Below are 19,453 nucleotides of genomic sequence, written 5' to 3' on the forward strand. Positions count from 1 at the left end.
CGGGGGACCAGGGGGCGAAGCCCCCGGACAACCGCGCGGAGCGCGGGCCCGGGGGCCCGGGGGCTTCGCCCCCGGAGGAAACGGTGAAAGGGCGGGGCAGGGGCTACTTTCCCTCCCCCGCCCACTCCACATACCCGTCCGGCCGGACGAACAACTCCGTACGGTCCGCATCCGCCCGCGTCACCACCGTGACACCGTCCTCCGCCGCCCCCTCCCCCGCCCGCCCCCGCGGCAGCACCCGCACATACGTCCCCACGCGCAGCGCCTCGTACAGCCGCGTCGGCCCGCCGTCGCGCTCGGCGAGCGGCAGGTCGGGCGCCCGGTGCCCGGTCAGCGGGTGGGAGCCGGGCGGGGCCGGGTAGGCGATGCCCAGGCCCGTCACCGCGAGCAGCGTGCGCCGCGTGACGAACGGCAGGTGCCCGACCGTGGTGAGAGCCGCGGAGAACACGGCCCGCTGAACCGGCGAGGCGATCAGGAACCCGCGCAGAAGCGCACCGCTGAGACGCAGCACCTGCGCCCCGACCGGGTGGCGCTCCCGGTGGTAGCTGTCGAGGAGCGCGCCGTCGGCCCGCCCCTGGAGCACAGCGGCAAGCTTCCAGCCGAGGTTGGCCGCGTCCTGGATCCCGGTGTTCATCCCCATGCCGCCCGCCGGCGAGTGGACGTGCGCGGCATCGCCCGCGAGGAAGACCCGGCCCTCGCGGTACCGCGGCACCTGCCGCTCGTCGCTGTGGAAGCGTGAGGTCCACCGCGCGTCACGCATGCCGAAGTCGGTGCCGAAGAGACGGCGGACGAGACTCCGCACTTCCTCGGCCTCCACAGGCGCACCGGCGGGCTGCGTACTGCCGCGCTCCCACGCGATGACACGGTGCCAGCCGTCGCCGAACGACACGATGAGCGCGAACCCGGCCTCACCGCCCCGGAAGGCGGGCGACAAGGCCGGCGGCGCGTCCAGCCGGACATCCGCGAGCACGACGGATGTGAGGACGGACTTCCCGGGGAAGGGAATGCCGAGCGCCTCCCGCACGGCACTGTGCACGCCGTCCGCCCCGACCACGTACCGCGCGCGCAGCGTACGCGCGGTGCCGTCCGGCTCCTGGACGTCCACGTCGACGCCGTCGGCGTCCTGCCGCAGGCCGGTGCACCGGACGCCACGGCGGATCTCGGCGCCGGCCTTGACCGCGCGCTCCTCCAGGACCCGCTCGGTGTGGTACTGCGGGGTCATCAAAATGCCCGGGAAGCGGCTCGGCAGCCGGCTGAGATCGATGCCCGGCCCGCCGAAGATCCGGACGCTCCCCAGGAACTCGCCGGTGGCGATCAGCTTCTCCGCGAGGCCGCGGGCGTCCAGCTGCTCCAGGGTCCGGGCGTGGACGCCGAAGGCCCGGGTGAGGTTGGAGTCCTCGGCCCGCCGCTCCAGCAGCACGACGCGGACTCCGGCGGCGGCGAGATCCCCGGTCAGCAGCAGGCCCGTGGGGCCGGCGCCGACGACGAGGACATCTGCGGTGACGTCTGCAATGGATTCGGTGCGAGAGGACATGAGGACTCCCGTTGGCTCGCTTGCTGTGCGTCTGCCTGTATCCAGTGCACACCTGCGGCCCCGTTATGTCAACGGGCGTTGAATTTCCGCGCACGTCCCCTCGCCTACGCCGGCACCGCGGCCTCCAGGAACGGCTCCGCCGCCCGCCGCCAGGCGCGCGGCTGGTCGTAGTGGACGAGGTGACCCGCATCCGGCACCTCCGCGTACCGCCCGAGCGGCAGGACGCGGACCATCTCCTGGGCCTCCGCCCGGCCCAGCTCGCCGTCCAGCCCGCGCATGACGAGCGTGGGGCACTCCACCCGCGCCAGCTCCTCCCAGTGCGCGTCATGCGCGTAGCCCTCGCGGGCTTGGAGCATCTGGCGGCGGAAGAAGAGCGGGCGCCAGCCGTCCGCCCGTTCGGCCATGACCTCGGCGTAGAAGTCGCCGCGGCCCGGAACCGGCCGCTCCAGCGTGGGGTCGTCCTCGCCGAACCACTTGCGCACATCCGCGAGGGTGGCGAACGGAACCGGCCAGGACCTGAGCCACTCGCCCCACTGGCGCTGCGTGGCGGCGCCCAGCGCGGAGGCCCGCATGTCGCAGATGACGAGCGCCCGCACGAGGTCGGGCCGGCGGGCGGCGAGCTGCCAGGCCGTCAGCGCGCCCATGGCATGGCCGATGAGAGTGACGGGAGCGAGGCCGAGCTGCTCGATCGCGGCTTCCGCATCGGCCACATACGCCTCACGGGCATACGGACCGCCGACGGGCTTCTCGCTTCGGCCGTGCCCCCGCTGGTCGAGGGCCACCGTGCGGCTGCGCGCGGAGAGCCAGCGCGCGATCTCCGCCCAGTGCGCCGCCCGCCCCATCAGCCCGTGCAGCAGCAGCACTCCGCCCGGACGGCCGCCCCCGGCCCCGACCCCGGCCCCGCCGAACCGGCCCGCCCGCTCTCCCGACGCCCGCTCTCCCGACCCGTCGGCGAACTCCCAGGCGGCCAGCCGCACTCCACCGCTTCCACTGACTTCGATCCGCCGCGCCATGACTCCAGACACCCCCACTTCACCCCCGGACAATTCCACCTTATGGAACCCTCTTTCGAATGAGACGGCTGTCACGCGCAACACCCCTCGTTCGAGTGACCGGGCTCGAGGATTGGCCGTCGGCCCCCAGGGGAGGAATCGACCTGGGCGCGGACCGCTCGGGGAAGAAGGTCCGCGAGGCGCACCTTGGGAGCTCGGGGCCCCGGGGCGCCACGGGGGAAATCCGGGGAGGCGGAGCCCCGGTGTCCGAGAGGGCACCGGGGCTCTTGTCACACCTCATGTGGAGCCCCCTCCCTGGTCGGTGGCGTGTGCGCATATGCCACAACGCCAGCCTGACACGCTCCGCGGACGTCCGCGCCGTTTCCGCCGACTCCGGTCACCGTCACGGCAGTTGACCACACATTCGACCACCGGGAGCCCCGGGCGTCACCGTCGGGTGAACGGCAGCAGGGGCCGGGCGGCGGCTGCCACCCGGCCCCTGCGGACCTCGAACGCGCCGGTCAGCGCTTGGCGACGAAGACGTGCGCCGCGATGTCGGCGGAGAGCTCGGCGGCCTCCCCGCTGCTGCCCACCATCACCCCACCGGGCGACTCCGTCACACTGACCACCGAACCCGGCTGCACCCCGGCCCGGCGCAGCGTGTACATCAGCTGGGCGTCGGTCTGGATCGGCTCGCCGATGCGGCGCACGACCACCGTCTTGCTCTCGGCGCCCGGCGCCAGATCCATCAGGCTGAGCATGTCCTCATTGAGGAACGGGTCCGCCTCGGCCTTCTCGCCCAGCTCCTCCAGGCCCGGGATCGGGTTGCCGTACGGCGACTCCGTGGGGTGGCGCAGCAGCTCCAGCACCCGGCGCTCCACGGCCTCGCTCATCACGTGCTCCCAGCGGCACGCCTCGGCGTGGACCTGCTCCCACTCCAGGCCGATCACATCGACCAGCAGGCACTCGGCCAGGCGGTGCTTGCGCATCACGCGGGTGGCCAGCCGACGGCCCTCCTCGGTGAGCTCCAGGTGACGGTCGCCGGCGACCGTCACCAGGCCGTCGCGCTCCATGCGCGCCACCGTCTGGCTCACCGTGGGGCCGCTCTGATCGAGCCGCTCCGCAATGCGGGCGCGCATGGGGACCACACCTTCCTCTTCCAGCTCCAGGATGGTGCGGAGATACATCTCCGTGGTGTCGATCAGTCCGGACATGCGTGCCCCTCGATACGTAGTGCGCTGGCCCTGGCATCAATTCTGACGCATACCACCGACAACAGCGGTGCCGATCGCCCGGACTCCCCCGGCGTGCGCTCCCCGTATTGACAGGGCGCAGGTCAACAACGCAACGTGAGCCGCGCGCCACCAGACCACCCACCGACGCGAGGGAGCCCCGTGCGATGAGCGGGAACAAGCTGGCCGGGCAGTTCTTCGACGCCGCGATCGGGCTGCTCGAGCGGGCGCGCGACGAGGAGGCGGAGCGCATCGCCGCCGCCGGGTCGATGATCGCCGCCACGGTCGCGGACGGCGGGCGGCTCTTCGCCTTCGGCGCCGGACACTCCTCGCTCCCCGCCCAGGACGCCGTCTACCGCGCGGGCGGGCTCGCCCTGATGAACCTGCTCGCCGTCCCCGGCACGGTCGGCGTCGACATCACGCCCGCCACCCTCGGCAGCGCGCTGGAGCGCGTCGACGGGCTCGCCGGGGCGGTCCTGGACACCAGCCCGGTCGAGGCCGGGGACGTCCTGATCGTCATCTCCGTGTCCGGCCGCAACTCGCTGCCCGTGGAGATGGCCATGAACGCCCGGGCGCTCGGCCTCAAGGTCATCGGCATCACCTCCCTCGCCTACGCCGAGCACACGAAGTCCCGGCACGTGTCCGGCACCTTCCTCAAGGACCACTGCGACCTGGTCCTCGACAACAAGATCGGCATCGGCGACGCGGAGCTCACCGCCGAGGGCATCGCCGCACCCTTCGCCCCCGCCTCCACCGTCGTCACCAGCGCCCTGATGCAGGCCGTCGTCGCCGCCGCGGCGGGCGAGCTCGCCGAGCGCGGCATCGACCCGCCCATGCTGCGCTCCGGCAACGTCGACGGCGGCCACGAGTGGAACGGCCGCGTGCTGCGCGAATACGGCGACCGGATCTTCTTCCGGCACTAGTCGGTTAGTCGGTCGTCGTCACAGCGAGGTCGACCGAGGCCGCGACACGGGTGGCGATGTCCTCCGCGTACGTCGCGTCGGACCGGTCGAAGGCCCGGCGCGAGGGCCCGCGCAGGAAGGTCACCACGCCCATCGTGCGGCCCCTGCTGCGCAGGGCGGTGGACAGCGCGTGCTGGGTACCGGCGGGCCAGCGGTGGCTCGCGGCCCAGTCCCGCGAACGGTCCGAGGCAGCCCGTACGGAACCGCAGCGCTCGACCGCCTGCAGCGCCGGGTGCCCGTCCGCGTACGGCACCGGAAGCGCGCAGCCCGCCGGGGACGGGCTCGTTCCGGCGGGGGTCGTCGCCACCCGCAGCAGCCGCACCGGCAGCCGGGGTTCGGACTGCGGGTCCGGCAGCAGGTCGATCAGGGCGTGGTCGGCGAAGCCGGCGAGGGCGAAGTCCATGTAGAGCGCCGCCGCCTCCATCGGGTCCTCGCACTCGGCGACCGCCCGGCCCGCGCGGTGCAGCTGGCTGCCGCGAAAGCGCAGCCGGGCGCTCTCCTGTTCCGCCAGGCGCGACTTGGTCACGTCCAGGAACAGCCAGGCCACTCCCAGTGGCACCGGTTCCTCCACCAGCGGGGTGGCCAGCCGCATGAACCCGCTGCGCCAGCAGCGCCGTTCGGGGCCGGAGCCGGTTCTGCCCTCGTCGCCCCGCAGCGAGACCCACAGTTCGGACGGCGCGGGCGGGGAGCCCGCGGCCAGGACGTGCTGGAGCGCGCCCTCCAGCTCCTCCACCCCATGCTCGAGCAGGTCGCCCAGGGGGCGGCCGAGCAGGGCCGTGCGGGTCGTCTTCAGCGCGCGGGCGGCCTGGGAGTTGGCGAGGGCCGGGCGCAGGTCGGCGTCGACGAGGACGACGCACCACGGCGCGTCGCCGAACAGCGCCTCGCTCAGCGCGACGGACCGCTCGAGGTCGATCTGCGTGTGCACCTCGCTGAACGCGCAGTACACGCCGGCCGGCCTGCCGTCGGCGCCCGGCACGGCCGAGGACTGGATACGGACGAGGACCCGCCCGCCGTCCTTGGTCACCAGCGCGAATTCGTCGACCTGGCGGCCGGGGGCCTGCATCGCGCCCAGCAGCCGCTTGGTGACCTCCTCGGCGTCCGCCTCGCGCACGGCCCAGCCGGACAGGCCGTGCCGGCCGACGGCCTCCTTCTCCGACCAGCCGAGTATCCGCTCGGCCTCGCGGTTCCAATGGGTGACGGTGCCCTCGGCGTCGAAGGCGCAGAGCGCGGCGTCCATGCCGTCGAGGAGGGCGACGAGGAGGTCGCGGTCGTCTCTGTCCCCGGCAACCGTGTTCGCGTCTGCGTTGCGGGCAGGGCCGGGCTGATGTGGAGCGGTCACGAGATACCCCCAGCTGGACGCGTCTGCATGTCCTGCACGGCGGTCATTCAACTCGACCGGGCGGGGCGGGGCATGGGGTTCCGGGAAATCCATGCGGGTGCGGTGCGGGTGCGGTGGGGGGTGCCTGTGCCCCGGTCCCACCCTTTCACCGTTTCCCGGGGCTCCGCCCCCGGACCCCGTTTCGGGGGCAAGCCCCCGGACCCCCAAACCGCGCTGCGCGCGGTTGTCCTCAAGCGCCGGACAGGCTGACTTTCAGCCCGTCCGGCGATTGAGGACGAGCGGCGAAGCCGCGACAAGCGGGGTCTGGGGCGCAGCCCCAGGAGACGGCGAGAGGGTGGGGCCGGGGCACATCCGCACCCCCACCGCAACCGGCCTACGGCCAGAGCCGCTCCACCCGCCACGCACCCGCGTCCACACCCACACCCGCCCCGCGGACATACCGCAGGCGGTCGTGGAGCCGGTTCTCCCGCCCCTGCCAGAACTCGACCGACTCCGGCGTCACCCGGAAGCCGCCCCACTCCGGGGGAACCGGGACCGGTTCGCCCTCCGGATGCCGGGCGGCCAGCCGCTCGTACGCCGCCTCGATCTCGGCCCGCGACGACGCGACCGCGGACTGCGAGCTCGCCCACGCACCGAGCTGCGAACCGTGCGGCCGCGAGTGGAAGTACTCGGCGGTCTCCTCCCGGCCGACCCGCTCCGCGCGGCCCACGACCGTGACCTGACGGGCGATCGGATGCCAGGGGAAGACCATCGCCACGAACGGGTTCCGCGCGATCTCCATGCCCTTGCGCGAACCGTAGTTGGTGAAGAAGACGAAGCCGCGCTCGTCGAAGCCCTTCAGCAGCACCATGCGCGAACTGGGCCGCCCCTCCGCATCCGCGGTCGAGACGACCATCGCGTTCGGTTCGTGCAGCCCGCTCTCGACGGCCTGCGCGAACCAGCGCGCGAACTGCTCGTACGGACCGGCGGCGAGGTCCGCCTCCACGAGGCCTTCGGAGCTGTACTGCTTGCGCATCGCTGCGAGATCGAACTTTTCGGCGTGGGACACGGCCCCAATCTTGCAGGAGGGGCGACCATTCTGCCCAGGGGCCGTCCCCCGTAACCCTCTCCCCGACGAGATGCACTGTGTGCCGGACATCACCCTTCCCCCCACCCCCACCTCACCGGATATCGTTTCCCGCCCGGCGGGCAGGGTGAACTGCTCCGCCACGGGGCATGACCGGGTAGACCGATACGGACCGCGAGCCGCGACACGCAGCCGCGTAGCCGGTTCGGCCCAGCCACAAGCAGCCGCAGAAGCAGCAACGGACAACGCCAGACATCCCGCTGACCACCGGCCGGGGACACCGGCAGGTCAGCAGTCGCTTTGTCGAACACATCACGAGGAGCCGCCTGATGTCCGACTTCGTACCCGGGCTCGAGGGAGTCGTCGCGTTCGAGACGGAGATCGCCGAACCCGACAAGCAAGGCGGTTCGCTCCGCTACCGAGGCGTCGACATCGAGGACTTGGTCGGCCACGTGTCCTTCGGCAACGTGTGGGGCCTGCTGGTCGACGGATCGTTCAACCCCGGGCTGCCGCCCGCCGAGCCGTTCCCGATCCCCGTGCACTCCGGCGACATCCGCGTCGACGTCCAGTCGGCGCTCGCCATGCTGGCGCCCGTCTGGGGTCTCAAACCGCTCCTCGACATCGACGAGGCCACCGCTCGCGACAACCTCGCCCGTGCCGCCGTCATGGCGCTGTCCTACGTGGCCCAGTCGGCGCGCGGCCAGGGTCTGCCGATGGTGCCGCAGCGCGAGATCGACAAGGCGGACACGATCGTCGAGCGCTTCATGAAGCGCTGGCGCGGCGAGCCCGACCCCAAGCACGTGGCGGCCGTCGACGCGTACTGGACCTCCGCCGCCGAACACGGCATGAACGCCTCGACGTTCACGGCCCGCGTCATCGCCTCCACCGGCGCCGACGTGGCCGCCGCGCTCTCCGGCGCGGTCGGCGCCATGTCCGGCCCGCTGCACGGCGGGGCGCCCTCCCGCGTGCTCGGCATGATCGAGGAGATCGAGCGCAGAGGCGACGCCACGGCCTATGTGAAGCAGCAGCTCGACAGCGGCGAGCGCCTGATGGGCTTCGGCCACCGCGTCTACCGCGCCGAGGACCCGCGCGCCCGCGTCCTGCGGCGTACGGCCAAGGAGTTGGGCGCGCCGCGCTACGAGGTCGCCGAGGCGCTGGAGAAGGCCGCGCTGGAGGAGCTGCACAACCGCCGCCCCGACCGGGTGCTGGCCACGAACGTCGAGTTCTGGGCCGCGATCGTGCTGGACTTCGCGGAGGTCCCGGCCCACATGTTCACCTCGATGTTCACGTGCGCCCGCACGGCGGGCTGGAGCGCGCACATCCTGGAGCAGAAGCGGACCGGCCGCCTGGTGCGGCCGTCCGCGCGCTACGTGGGCCCCGGCCCGCGGACCCCGCGGGAGATCCCGGGCCACGCGGAGATCTCTGGCTGAACGGGCTGAACGGGCTGATCCGGCGCCGTCACGAGCTGATCCGGCGCCGTTCGAGCGCCGCGGCGAGCACCTCCGCGAGGTGTCGGCCGCGGCGCCCGGCGAGCTGTCCGAGCTGCGTACGGCAGGAGAAACCGTCCGCCAGCAGCTCGGCCCCCTCGGGCGCCCGGCGCACCGAGGGCAGCAGCTGCTCCTCGGCGCAGGCGACCGAGACGGCGTAATGCCCGCGTTCGAAGCCGAAGTTGCCGGCCAGGCCGCAGCAGCCGCCGCTCAACTCGCCGCTCAGGCCCGCCTTCTCGCGCAGCCTGCGCTCCGCCCCGTCGCCGAGCACCGCGTGCTGGTGGCAGTGCGTCTGCCCGACGACCGGCCGGTCGAGGCGCGGCGGCTCCCACTGCGGGGCGAGCTCCTCGAGGGCCTGGGCGAAGGTCCGTACCGACGCGGCGAGCCGCGCGGCCCGCGGGTCGCCGGGGAGCAGCTCGGGCAGGTCGGTGCGCAGGGCGGCGGCGCAGCTGGGCTCCGCCACGGTGACGGGCAGGCCCGCGTCGAGCACGGGCCGCATCACGTCGAGCGTGCGCCGCATGACCGTACGGGCGTGGCCCAGTTGCCCCGTCGACACCCATGTCAGCCCGCAGCACACCTGCCCGGGCGGTGTCACGACCCGTAGCCCCGCGGCCTCGAGCACGGTCACGGCGGCCCGGCCGACCGACGGGGCGAAGTGGTCGGTGAAGGTGTCGGGCCACAGCACCACGGCCTGGCCGGTGGCCGCCAGGTGGTTCGTACGCGTCCGTTCCCGCGCCGCGAACCAGCGGCGGAAGGTCTGTGGTGCCAGCGGCGGGATGTCCCGCTCGGGCGCGATGCCGCCCAGCCGTTTCGCCAGCGCCGCCAACGGGGCGTTGCGCATCGCCGAGTTGACCAGCGGGGCGAACGGCTCGGCGGCCCGCAGCCACACCGGCAGCCGGCCCATCGCGTAGTGCGCGGCGGGCCGCAGCCGGCCCGCGTAGTGGCGGTGCAGAAACTCGGACTTGTACGTGGCCATGTCCACCCCCACCGGGCAGTCGCTGCGGCACCCCTTGCAGGACAGGCACAGGTCGAGCGCGTCGCGCACCTCCTCGGACCGCCATCCGTCCGTCACGACCTCGCCCGCGAGCATCTCGTGCAGCAGGCGGGCGCGCCCGCGCGTGGAGTGCTTCTCCTCGCCGGTCACGCGGTAGGACGGGCACATCACGCCCGCATCGGCCGTCGTGTCACGGCACTTGGCGACGCCCACGCACCGCCGTACGGCCGCCGAGAAGTCACCGCCGTCGCCGGAGTACGAGAACTCCCCGTGCACCGGCCGCTTCGGGAGCACCGCGAAGCGCAGGTTCTCGTCGAGGCGGTACGGGCGGACGAGCATCCCCGGATTCAGGCCGCCCGCGGGATCCCACAGGTCCTTGAACTGCCCGAAGAGCCCCACCAGTTCCGGCCCGTACAGCACCGGCAGCAGCTCGGCGCGGGCCTGTCCGTCGCCGTGCTCGCCCGACAGCGAGCCGCCGTGCGCGGCGACCAGGGCGGCCAGCTCGCCCGAGAACTCCCGGTACCGGCGCACCCCGTCCGCGCTCACCAGGTCGAAGTCGATGCGTACGTGCACGCACCCCTCGCCGAAGTGCCCGAACGGCACGCCGCGCAGCCCGTGGCTCCGCAGCAGGGCGCGGAACTCCCGCAGGTACGCGCCGAGCCGGGCGGGCGGGACCGCGCAGTCCTCCCAGCCGGGCCAGGCCTCGCCGCCGTCCGGCAGGCGGGTCGCGGTGCCGGCGGCGTCCTCCCGCACCCGCCACAGGGCGCGCTGCGCCCGGGCGTCGTCGACGATCACGTGGCCGAGGGCGCCGCCCGCCCGGCACAGCGCGGCGGCGTGCGCCCGCGCCTCGGCGGCGCTCGCCCCGCCGGCCTCCACGAACAGCCAGGCGGCCCCGTCCGGGAGTTCCGTGCCCTCCCCGACCAGGTCGGCGGCCATGCCCTCGACCGTCAACGGCCCGTGCGGCAGCAGCAGATGGGCGGCGTCGGCCGCGTCGCTCTCGTCCGCGTATCCCAGCACCGCCAGTACCCGGACCGCCGGCGGCGCCACGAGCCGGACCGTCGCCCGCGTCAGCACCCCGAGCGTGCCCTCGCTGCCCGTGAACGCGCGGGCCACGTCGGTGCGCCGCTCCGGCAGCAGCGCGTCGAGGGCGTACCCCGAGATACGGCGCGGGAGTTCGGGGAAGCCGGTGCGCAGGAGGGCGAGGTTCCCGGCGGTGAACGCCCGCAGCCCGTCGGCGAGTACGCCCGGCACGCCCTCGAGCCCCTGCCCGAGCCGCGCCCGCTCGCCGCCGTAGGTGAGCACCTCCAGTTCGTGGACGTTGTCGGCCGTGGTGCCCCAGGCCACCGAGTGCGCGCCGCAGGCGTTGTTGCCGATCATCCCGCCGAGGGTGCAGCGGGCGTGTGTGGACGGGTCGGGCCCGAAGGTCAGCCCGTGGGCGCCGGCCGCCGCCCGCAGCGTGTCGAGGACCACCCCTGGTCGCACGACGGCGGTACGGGCCTCGGGGTCGACCGCCTCGATGGCGTCCATGTGCCGGGTGAAGTCCAGCACGACCCCCTCCCCCGTGGCCTGCCCCGCGATGGACGTGCCGCCGCCGCGCGCCACCACCGGCACCCCGTGCGTCCGGCAGACCTCCAGGACCGCCGCCACGTCGCCGTCGTCGCGGGGTGCCACGACACCCAGCGGTACGCGCCGGTAATTGGACGCGTCCATGGTCGCGAGCGCGCGGGCGGAGGAGGAGAAGTCCACCTCGCCCCGCACGACGGCCCGCAACTCCTGCCGCAACTCGGCCTGCAATCCGTCAAGATCAGCCATGTTCCGAGCCTGCCGTGCGCCGCCGCCGGCGGCCAGTGCAAAAGGTTGGTCTCATCGGGTGGACACGTCTCGGCCGCCGCTTGACGCAACGTTTAGGCTGCCTGCGTGGCTGATATCCAGATCCCCGCTGACATCAAGCCCGCCGACGGTCGCTTCGGCGCGGGCCCGTCCAAGGTGCGTCCGGAGGCGCTCGCCGCCCTGGCGGCCACCGGTACGTCTCTTCTCGGCACGTCTCACCGCCAGGCTCCGGTCAAGAACCTGGTCGGCCAGGTGCGCGACGGCCTGCGCGAGCTGTTCTCCCTCCCCGACGGCTACGAGGTGGTCCTGGGCAACGGCGGGTCCACCGCCTTCTGGGACGTCGCCACGCACGGCCTGATCGAGTCGAAGTCCCAGCACCTGTCCTTCGGCGAGTTCTCCTCGAAGTTCGCGAAGGCCGCCACGACGGCGCCCTGGCTGGCGGAGCCGACCGTCATCTCCTCCGCGCCCGGCACGCACCCCGAGGCGAAGGCCGAAGCGGGCGTCGACGTCTACGCGTTCACCCACAACGAGACCTCGACCGGTGTCGCGATGCCGATCCGGCGGGTGGAGGGCGCGGACGCGGGCTCGCTGGTCCTCGTCGACGCCACGTCGGGTGCGGGTGGCCTGCCCGTGGACGTCGCCGAGACCGACGTCTACTACTTCGCCCCGCAGAAGTCCTTCGCCTCGGACGGCGGCCTGTGGCTCGCCCTCTTCTCCCCCGCCGCCCTGGAGCGCGCGGCCCGTGTCCACGGCTCCGGCCGGCACGTTCCCGAGTTCTTCTCGCTGCCGACGGCGATCGACAACTCCCTGAAGAACCAGACCTACAACACCCCTTCGCTCGCCACCCTCTTCCTGCTGAACCAGCAGATCGAGTGGCTGAACGGCCAGGGCGGCCTGGACTGGGCCGTCCGCCGGACCGCGACCTCGGCCCGTGCGCTCTACGGCTGGGCCGAGGCGTCGAAGTACGCGACGCCCTTCGTGACCGACCCGGCCAAGCGGTCCGCTGTCATCGGCACGATCGACTTCGCGGACGAGATCGACGCCGCGGCCGTCGCGAAGACGCTGCGCGCGAACGGCATCGTGGACACGGAGCCGTACCGGAAGCTGGGCCGCAACCAGCTGCGGGTGGCGATGTTCCCGGCCGTCGACCCGGCGGATGTCGAGGCGCTGACGGCCTGCGTGGATTACGTGATCGAGCGGCTTTAGGTCGTCGGTAGGGGTTACTGCCCCGGTCCCGCCCTTTCACCGTTTCCCGGGGCTGCGCCCCCGGACCCCGCTGTCGCGGCTTCGCCGCTCGGCCTCAAGCGCCGGACGGGCTTGATTTTCGCGCCCGCGCCGGATTTCGCGCTTGCGCTGAAATCCGGCGCGGGCCGCGAAAACCAGCCCGGCCCAGCACCATCCAGCGCGGCCCGGCGCAATCCAGCCCGTCCGGCGTTTGAGGACCAACGCGGCGGAGCCGCGTTGCGGGGGCCAGGGGGCTTGCCCCCGGATACCGCGCGAAGCGCGGTGCGGGGGTCCGGGGCGGAGCCCCGGTTGTGGGAAGGGGCGGGGTGGGGGAGGAGACCTACCGCGCCGGGACCACGCGGCCCGTCACCTCGCCCAGGCCCACCCGGGAGCCGTTCGGGCCCGGGGCCCATGCTGTGAGGGTGACCTCGTCGCCGTCCGCGAGGTAGGGACCCTTCCCCTTCGTCAGTTCGAGCAGGCAGCCGACCTGGCCGTCCTCCGGGCCGCTGACCGTGCCGGAGGCGAAGAAGTCGCCCGTGCGCAACGAGGCGCCGTTGACGGTCATATGGGCCAGCTGCTGGGCCGCGGTCCAGTACATGGAGGAGAACGGCGGCCGGGTGACCGTCTTGCCGTTGACGGAGACCTCGATGCGCAGATCGATGCCGCCGGGCTCGGCGGCGGAGTCGTCGAGGTACGGCAGCAGCGGATACGTCCGCTCCGGCGGCGCCGTACGCGCGGCGTCGAACGCCTCCAGCGGAGTGATCCACGCGGAGACGGACGTCGCGAAGGACTTGCCGAGGAACGGACCCAGCGGCACGTACTCCCACGCCTGGATGTCGCGCGCCGACCAGTCGTTGACGAGGCACACGCCGAAGACGTGCTCCCGGAAGTCCCCCAGCGGGACAGCCGTGTTGGCGGCCGCCGGGGTGCCGACCACGAAGCCCACCTCGGCCTCGATGTCCAGCCGGAGCGAGGGGCCGAAGGAGGGGCGCTCGTCGGAGGGCGCCTTGCGCTGCCCCTGGGGGCGCACGATGTCGGTGCCGGTCACCACGACCGTACCCGCACGCCCGTGGTAACCGATGGGCAGATGCTTCCAGTTGGGGGTCAGCGGCTCGCCGTCGGGACGGAAGATCCGGCCGACGTTGGCCGCGTGGTTCTCGCTCGCGTAGAAGTCGACGTAGTCGGCGACTTCGAAGGGGAGGTGGAGGGTCACCTCGGCGAGAGAGTAGAAGTGAGGCTCGGAGAGCCAGCCGCGGATCTCCGCGCGCACCGCCTCCCACACCGGCCGTCCCGCGGCCATCAGCGGGTTGAGGACCGGCTGGTCCAGCAGGTCCGCGTACGCGGAGCCGCGCGCGGCGGCGACGGCCGCCACGTCGAGTACGTGGGCGCCGTAACGGACGCCGATCCGGGGGTGGTCCGGGGCGTCGGGGGTGGTGAAGACGCCGTACGGAAGAGTCTCCGCGCCGAAGGGGTCGCCTTCGGGCACGGTGGGAATGTGCTCGGGCATGGGTGTCACTGCCTCGCCTTCTCCTGGACGCTCCTGGCGGCCTGTGGACGGGTTCCACTCGGGTTGCACGCGAGCCACACACTACGTGTCCACGGCCGCCGGGCAAGAGATGTTCGGCTGCTGCCCCTCAGGGCGGAAAAGGGTGGCCAATGTCCGGTAACTCCTTGCTGGAAGCGTCGGTTCCGAAGTAGCGTCCTTTGTCGGGTCACACACAGTGGGGGGCCGCTGAGGCTGGGTGGCCATGGGGGTTGCTGGTGGCGAACAGCAGGAACACGCCCGCGGCGGACCGATCCGTCCCAGGGCTGATTGTCAAATTCGGCGACTATCCACTCCACCACGGCGGCGTCGGAGCCATCCGCAGCCTCGGCAGACTCGGCGTTCCCATGTACGCCGTCACCGAGGACCGTTGGACTCCCGCCGCCCTGTCGCGCTATCTGACGGCCGGCTTCGTCTGGCCGACGACCGGCACGGAGCCTGCCGAGGAGCTGGTCGCCGGCCTGCTGAGGGTCGGGGAGCGGATCGGGCGCCCGGCCGTGCTGCTGCCCACCGACGAGGAGGCCGCGGTCCTGATCGCGGAGCACTCGGCGGAGCTGGCGGGCCCCTTTCTCTTCCCGCCCGTCGAGCCGGAGCTGCCGCGCAGACTCGCGAGCAAGCAGGGCCTGCACGAGCTGTGCGTCGAACACGGGGTGCCTTCGCCGTCCGCGCTGGCCCCGCAGTCGTACGAGGAGATCGAGAAGTTCGCGGCGACCGCGGCCTTCCCGCTGGTGGCCAAGAACCGCGAGGCGTTCGAGCGGCGCCTCCGCCCGGCCGTGCCGGGCACGACGCGGATCGCCGGCCCCCGTGAACTGCTGGACATGGCGCGCGACTGGGGCTCGCCGCCCGGAGTGATCCTCCAGGAGTACCTGCCCCGCGAGGAGGCCGAGGACTGGATCGTCCACGCCTACTTCGACAAGGACAGCTCCCCCCTGGCCCTGTTCACCGGGGTCAAGGTGCGCTCGTGGCCGCCGCACGCGGGCATGACGGCCAACGCGTACATCGTCGACAACCCCGAACTGGCCGCCATGGCCGCCCAGTTCATCAAACAGATCGGGTTCAGCGGCATCATCGACCTGGACTGGCGCTTCGACCGGCGGGACGGCCAGTACAAGCTGCTGGACTTCAACCCCCGGATGGGCGCACAGTTCCGCCTCTTCGAGAACGAGGCGGGCATCGACGTCGTACGCGCCCAGCACCTCGACCTCACCGGGCGCAAGGTGCCCGAGGGGGAGCAGCTCGCGGGCCGGCGCTTCATCGTGGAGAACATCGACCTGCCCGCGCTCGCCGCCTACCGGCGCAGCGGCTACACCACTCCGCACGCGCCGGCGCGGGCGAGCGGCACGGAGCTGGCCTGGGCCGCCCGTGACGACATGAAGCCGTTCTTCACCATGCTCGCCCGGTTCGTGCGACCGGGCGCGCGACACCTGTGGCAGATGTGGCGCTCGCGGCGGCGTGCCGCGGCGGCTGCCGCCGCACGGCGCTGACGATCCGGTACACCCAGTCGAGTCGGCCGACGGGCCGAGCAACGCCCTGGGAGGGGACACGTGACACTTCCGGTAGCAGTCATCGGGGCCGGTCCGTACGGCCTGTCGACCGCAGCGCATCTGCGGGCACGCTCCATCCCGACCCGGGTCTTCGGCTCGCCGATGGTGAGCTGGCGCGAGCAGATGCCCGCCGGAATGCTGCTGAAGTCCACCCCGATGGCCTCGAGCATCGACGCCCCGCAGCCGGGGCACACGCTGTTCGACTTCTGCCTGGACGTGGGGGAGCGGCGGTTCGAGTCGGACTGGGACACCATCCCGGTGGAGACGTTCGCCAGTTACGGCCAGTGGTTCCAGCGGCGCCTGGTCCCGGACCTCGAGGAGGTGCGGGTGGTGTCCGTGGAGCGCCGCGACGCCGGCGGGGGCTTCGAGCTGAAACTCGACTCCGGCGAGCAGTTCGCCGCCCGCGCCGTGGTCGTCGCCACCGGGCTGAGCGGATTCGCCCGGGTGCCCGCCGAGCTGGCCTCGGCCGTACCGGACGGACCGTCGGCGACCGGGCCGGTCTCGCACAGCTCGCACCACCGCGACCTGTCGGGCTTCGCCGGCAAGGACGTGGTCGTGGTGGGCGCCGGGCAGTCGGCGCTGGAGACCGCGGTGCTGCTGGCCGACGCCGGGGCGGCGTCGGTGCGGGTCGTCGCCCGGCGGCGGGGCGCGGTGCGCTTCGGCGCGGCCCCGGACGGGCAGTCGGCGCTCAAGCCGGACACGCCCTTCGGGCGCGCCTGGTCGCTGTACGCCTTCTCGTACCACGCCGACCAGTTCCGGCGGCTGCCCCCGCGCACCCGGGAGTACTTGGTGAAGCGGGTGCTGGGGCCGCTCGGGGCGTGGTGGCTGCGGGACCGGTTCGTGGGGCGGATCCAGGTCACCGAGGGCAAGCGGATCGCGCGGGCGCGGATCGTGGAGGGCCGGCCCGTGCTGACGCTCGCGGACGCCTCGGGGGCCGAGAGCGAACTCGGCGCGGACCATGTGATCGCCGCGACCGGCTACCGGGTCGACATCGCCGCGCTGGACTTCCTCGGCGCGGGAGTGCGCACCCGGGTCGCCGTCGGGGCGGGCGGCCCGCGGCTCGGGGCCGGTTACCGCTCGTCGGTTCCCGGCCTTTTCTTCACCGGGCTCCCGGCCGCGGCGAGCTACGGACCGGTGATGCGGTTCGTGTGCGGGACGGAATACGCGTCACCACGGGTGGCACGGGGGGTGGCAGGGATGTAGCGGGTGAAGGAAGGCGGTAGGCGGCCACGGTGATCGACAGTCGACCGGATACGCTGACTTTCGGTAGAGACAGCGACACATCGACAATCCCCGTGTTCGCAGGCAGACAGGAGTACCCCTCGTGACCGTCGTCGGGCCCTTCGGGCTGAGCGTGCGGGACCAGGCTCTTGAAGCCGATGTCCAGGCCGGGTTGGCCGCTGTCGAGGAGGGCCTCCTGGAGGCCTGCAAGAGCGATGTGCCCTTCATCACCGAGGCCGCACAGCACCTCGTGCGCGCGGGCGGCAAAAGATTCCGCCCGCTGCTGGTGATGCTCGCCGCGCAGTTCGGCGACCGGTACGCCCCGGGCGTGGTGCCCTCCGCGGTCGTCGTGGAGCTCACCCACCTGGCGACGCTCTACCACGACGACGTCATGGACGAGGCCGACGTGCGCCGCGGCGTGCCCAGCGCCAACGCCCGCTGGGACAACTCCGTGGCCGTCCTCACCGGCGACTTCCTCTTCTCCCGCGCCTCGCGGATCCTCGCGGACCTCGGCCCGGAGGCCGTCCGCATCCAGGCCGAGGCGTTCGAACGCCTCGTCACCGGGCAGATCCTGGAGACGGCGGGCCCGCGCGACGGGCGCGACCCCATCGAGCACTACCTCGACGTCATCGCGGGCAAGACCGGCTCGCTGATCGCCGTCTCGGGGCGGTACGGGGCGCTGATGTCCGGCGCGGACGAGCGCGTCGTCGACATCCTCACCCACTACGGGGAGCGGCTGGGCACCGCCTTCCAGCTCGCGGACGACGTGCTCGACATCGCCAGCGACTCCCACGAGTCCGGCAAGACCCCCGGCACCGACCTGCGCGAGGGCATCCCCACGCTGCCCGTTCTGCACCTGCGCGCCCGGGCCGCCGCCGGGGGCGACCCGGCGGACCTGGAGCTGTGCGAACTGCTCGACGGCGACCTCACGGACGACGCCCGCCACGCCGAGGTGCTGCGCCGTCTGCGTGCCCACCCGGCGCTCGAGCAGGCGCGGCGCGACACGATCCGCTACGCCCAGGAGGCGCGGGCCACGCTGGCGCCGCTGCCGGAATGCTCCGCGAAGACCGCGCTGGAGGAGCTCTGCGACGCGGTCGTCCACCGCGCCGGCTGAGGGCGGCTCTCAGCCGTACGTAAGGGTGTGTCATACCCGAGAGGTACGCGGAGTTGATTCCGTCGGCTGATGACGGCGCCTGGCGTTGTTGGTGCAATAGGTGGTGACTTCCCGGGGGGAGAGCCTCCGGACTCCGACGCGGAGGTAAAGCACATGGCACGGATCCAGCGCAAGGCCGTCCGGTACGCGGTGCCGGTCGCGGTGGCCGGTGTCGCCGCGGCGACGATCGGGATCGGCTCGGCCCTGGCGAGTTCGGGCGACCCGGACCTTCCGAAGATCAGCGCGCAGGACCTCATAGCCAAGATGGCGAAGTCGGACGTGCAGCAGATGTCCGGCACGGTGCGCATCAATGCGGACCTGGGCCTGCCCTCCCTGCCGTCCGGCATGTCGCTCGCCCCGGGCGGGGCGCACGGCGGCAAGGACGGCAGCGCCGCCGCGCCGGACGGCAAGCTTCTCCAGCTCGCCTCCGGCGAGCACACGCTGCGGGTGGCCGCGGACGGGCCGGACAAGCAGCGGGTGTCGATCATGGAGCCCTCCGCCGAGTACAGCCTCATCCACAACGGCGACCAGGTGTGGGCGTACGACAGCAGCAGCAACTCCGCCTATCACTCGACGGCCCCCAAGGGCCGGGAAGCGGCCGGGCAGAAGCACGAGGCGCCCGAGGATCTGAAGAACGCCACGCCGCAGGAGTTCGCCAAGAAGGCGCTCGCCGCGGTGGACGACACCACGTCGGTGGCGGTGGACGGCACGGCCAAGGTCGCCGGCCGGGACGCCTACCAGCTGACGATCAAGCCGAAGCAGGACGGGACGACGGTCGGCTCCGTGCGGATCGCCGTCGACGCGAAGAACGGCGTGCCGCTGAAGTTCACGCTCACGCCGAAGGGCGGGGGCAAGGCGGCCGTCGACGCCGCCTTCACCAAGGTCTCCTTCGACAAGCCGAGCGCGTCCTCCTTCACCTTCACCCCGCCGAAGGGCGCGAAGGTCACGGAGGGCAAGCCCGGTCATGAGAACCGCGGGAAGGAGCAGCACCAGGGCGCGGCCAAGCCGAACGTCATCGGCAAGGGCTGGACCTCGGTCGTCGAGCTCTCGGGCGGCGGCAAGGGCGAGATGCCCAAGACGAAGGCGGGCAAGGCGAGCCCGCTGGACAACTTCGGCTCCAAGGTGTCCGGTTCGTTCGGCTCCGGCCGTCTGGTGAGCACACGGCTCGTCAACGTGCTGATCACGGATTCCGGCAAGGTCTACGCCGGTGCGGTCACCAAGGACGCGCTGCTGAAGGCCGCCGAGGGCAAGTAGCCGATCCGGCTGCCCGTTTCCGTGCGTATGGCCCCGGCCACCGGCCCGGGGCCATACGCGGTGCGGGAGGGACGACGA

At 72.7% G+C, this 19,453-nt stretch carries 14 protein-coding genes; 7 read left to right on the forward strand and 7 right to left on the reverse strand.

Annotated elements, in window-relative coordinates; genetic code table 11:
• Nucleotides 1–103: 103 nt before the first annotated feature.
• The 3 genes from ACV530_RS04025 to ACV530_RS04035 all read right to left on the reverse strand — a co-directional run bounded on the left by ACV530_RS04025 (nt 104) and on the right by ACV530_RS04035 (nt 3,740).
• Nucleotides 104–1,534: an FAD-dependent monooxygenase gene (locus ACV530_RS04025; protein WP_494330830.1), complete on the reverse strand. Its 1,431-nt coding sequence runs from the start codon at nt 1,532–1,534 to the stop codon at nt 104–106.
• Nucleotides 1,535–1,638: 104 nt separating this feature from the next.
• Complete coding sequence (locus ACV530_RS04030) at nt 1,639–2,547, reverse strand: alpha/beta fold hydrolase (protein WP_494330831.1); 909 nt, start codon at nt 2,545–2,547, stop codon at nt 1,639–1,641.
• Nucleotides 2,548–3,047: 500 nt separating this feature from the next.
• Nucleotides 3,048–3,740: an iron-dependent transcriptional repressor DtxR gene (locus ACV530_RS04035; RefSeq protein WP_494330832.1), complete on the reverse strand. Its 693-nt coding sequence runs from the start codon at nt 3,738–3,740 to the stop codon at nt 3,048–3,050.
• Nucleotides 3,741–3,925: 185 nt separating this feature from the next.
• Here ACV530_RS04035 and ACV530_RS04040 point away from each other — a divergent pair, with 185 nt between their 5' ends.
• Complete coding sequence (locus ACV530_RS04040) at nt 3,926–4,681, forward strand: SIS domain-containing protein (RefSeq protein WP_494330833.1); 756 nt, start codon at nt 3,926–3,928, stop codon at nt 4,679–4,681.
• A gap of 4 nt (nt 4,682–4,685) precedes the next feature.
• On the opposite strand, the gene ACV530_RS04045 is transcribed toward ACV530_RS04040, so the two are convergent.
• Both ACV530_RS04045 and pdxH read right to left on the reverse strand, forming a co-directional pair.
• Entirely contained in the window at nt 4,686–6,059 is a 1,374-nt protein-coding gene (locus ACV530_RS04045) for a PAS domain-containing protein (RefSeq protein WP_494330834.1), read from the reverse strand.
• A gap of 373 nt (nt 6,060–6,432) precedes the next feature.
• Nucleotides 6,433–7,074 carry a pyridoxamine 5'-phosphate oxidase gene (gene pdxH / locus ACV530_RS04050; RefSeq protein ID WP_494331148.1) on the reverse strand — a complete coding sequence of 214 codons (642 nt, stop codon included), beginning with the start codon at nt 7,072–7,074 and terminating at the stop codon, nt 6,433–6,435.
• 380 nt (nt 7,075–7,454) lie between these two features.
• On the opposite strand from pdxH, the gene ACV530_RS04055 reads away from it, so the two are divergent.
• Nucleotides 7,455–8,555: a citrate synthase 2 gene (locus tag ACV530_RS04055; protein ID WP_494330835.1), complete on the forward strand. Its 1,101-nt coding sequence runs from the start codon at nt 7,455–7,457 to the stop codon at nt 8,553–8,555.
• 28 nt (nt 8,556–8,583) lie between these two features.
• Here the strand turns inward: ACV530_RS04055 and ACV530_RS04060 are convergent, their stop codons facing one another.
• Nucleotides 8,584–11,418, reverse strand: coding sequence for an FAD-binding and (Fe-S)-binding domain-containing protein (locus ACV530_RS04060; RefSeq protein WP_494330836.1), 2,835 nt, complete (start codon nt 11,416–11,418; stop codon nt 8,584–8,586).
• Nucleotides 11,419–11,523: 105 nt separating this feature from the next.
• Here ACV530_RS04060 and serC point away from each other — a divergent pair, with 105 nt between their 5' ends.
• Nucleotides 11,524–12,642, forward strand: coding sequence for a phosphoserine transaminase (gene serC / locus ACV530_RS04065; RefSeq protein WP_494330837.1), 1,119 nt, complete (start codon nt 11,524–11,526; stop codon nt 12,640–12,642).
• Nucleotides 12,643–13,000: 358 nt separating this feature from the next.
• On the opposite strand, the gene fahA is transcribed toward serC, so the two are convergent.
• The gene (gene fahA, locus ACV530_RS04070; protein WP_494331149.1) at nt 13,001–14,167 is read right to left on the reverse strand and encodes a fumarylacetoacetase; all 1,167 of its coding nucleotides are present in this window, start codon (nt 14,165–14,167) and stop codon (nt 13,001–13,003) included.
• A 254-nt stretch (nt 14,168–14,421) separates the two neighbouring features.
• On the opposite strand from fahA, the gene ACV530_RS04075 reads away from it, so the two are divergent.
• The 4 genes from ACV530_RS04075 (at nt 14,422) to ACV530_RS04090 (ending at nt 19,375) form a co-directional block, all read left to right on the forward strand.
• Entirely contained in the window at nt 14,422–15,687 is a 1,266-nt protein-coding gene (locus ACV530_RS04075; RefSeq protein WP_494330838.1) for a carboxylate--amine ligase, read from the forward strand.
• Between the two features lie 60 nt (nt 15,688–15,747).
• Nucleotides 15,748–16,950 carry an NAD(P)-binding domain-containing protein gene (locus ACV530_RS04080; RefSeq protein WP_494330839.1) on the forward strand — a complete coding sequence of 401 codons (1,203 nt, stop codon included), beginning with the start codon at nt 15,748–15,750 and terminating at the stop codon, nt 16,948–16,950.
• Nucleotides 16,951–17,071: 121 nt separating this feature from the next.
• The gene (locus tag ACV530_RS04085) at nt 17,072–18,082 is read left to right on the forward strand and encodes a polyprenyl synthetase family protein (RefSeq protein ID WP_494330840.1); all 1,011 of its coding nucleotides are present in this window, start codon (nt 17,072–17,074) and stop codon (nt 18,080–18,082) included.
• 153 nt (nt 18,083–18,235) lie between these two features.
• A complete protein-coding gene (locus ACV530_RS04090) occupies nt 18,236–19,375 on the forward strand; it encodes a LolA family protein (RefSeq protein ID WP_494330841.1) in 1,140 nt (379 codons plus the stop codon).
• Nucleotides 19,376–19,453: the final 78 nt, after the last annotated feature.

Source organism: Streptomyces sp. SX-6 (assembly GCF_059089585.1).

Excerpts from the sequence above, each read along its gene's own strand:
- ACV530_RS04060 (WP_494330836.1), bottom strand. The coding sequence starts at position 11,418 with ATGGCTGATCTTGACGGATTGCAGGCCGAGTTGCGGCAGGAGTTGCGG.
- ACV530_RS04055 (WP_494330835.1), top strand. The coding sequence starts at position 7,455 with ATGTCCGACTTCGTACCCGGGCTCGAGGGAGTCGTCGCGTTCGAGACG.
- ACV530_RS04025 (WP_494330830.1), bottom strand. The coding sequence starts at position 1,534 with ATGTCCTCTCGCACCGAATCCATTGCAGACGTCACCGCAGATGTCCTC.
- ACV530_RS04040 (WP_494330833.1), top strand. The coding sequence starts at position 3,926 with ATGAGCGGGAACAAGCTGGCCGGGCAGTTCTTCGACGCCGCGATCGGG.
- ACV530_RS04090 (WP_494330841.1), top strand. The coding sequence starts at position 18,236 with ATGGCACGGATCCAGCGCAAGGCCGTCCGGTACGCGGTGCCGGTCGCG.
- fahA (WP_494331149.1), bottom strand. The coding sequence starts at position 14,167 with ATGCCCGAGCACATTCCCACCGTGCCCGAAGGCGACCCCTTCGGCGCG.
- ACV530_RS04030 (WP_494330831.1), bottom strand. The coding sequence starts at position 2,547 with ATGGCGCGGCGGATCGAAGTCAGTGGAAGCGGTGGAGTGCGGCTGGCC.
- ACV530_RS04035 (WP_494330832.1), bottom strand. The coding sequence starts at position 3,740 with ATGTCCGGACTGATCGACACCACGGAGATGTATCTCCGCACCATCCTG.
- pdxH (WP_494331148.1), bottom strand. The coding sequence starts at position 7,074 with ATGCGCAAGCAGTACAGCTCCGAAGGCCTCGTGGAGGCGGACCTCGCC.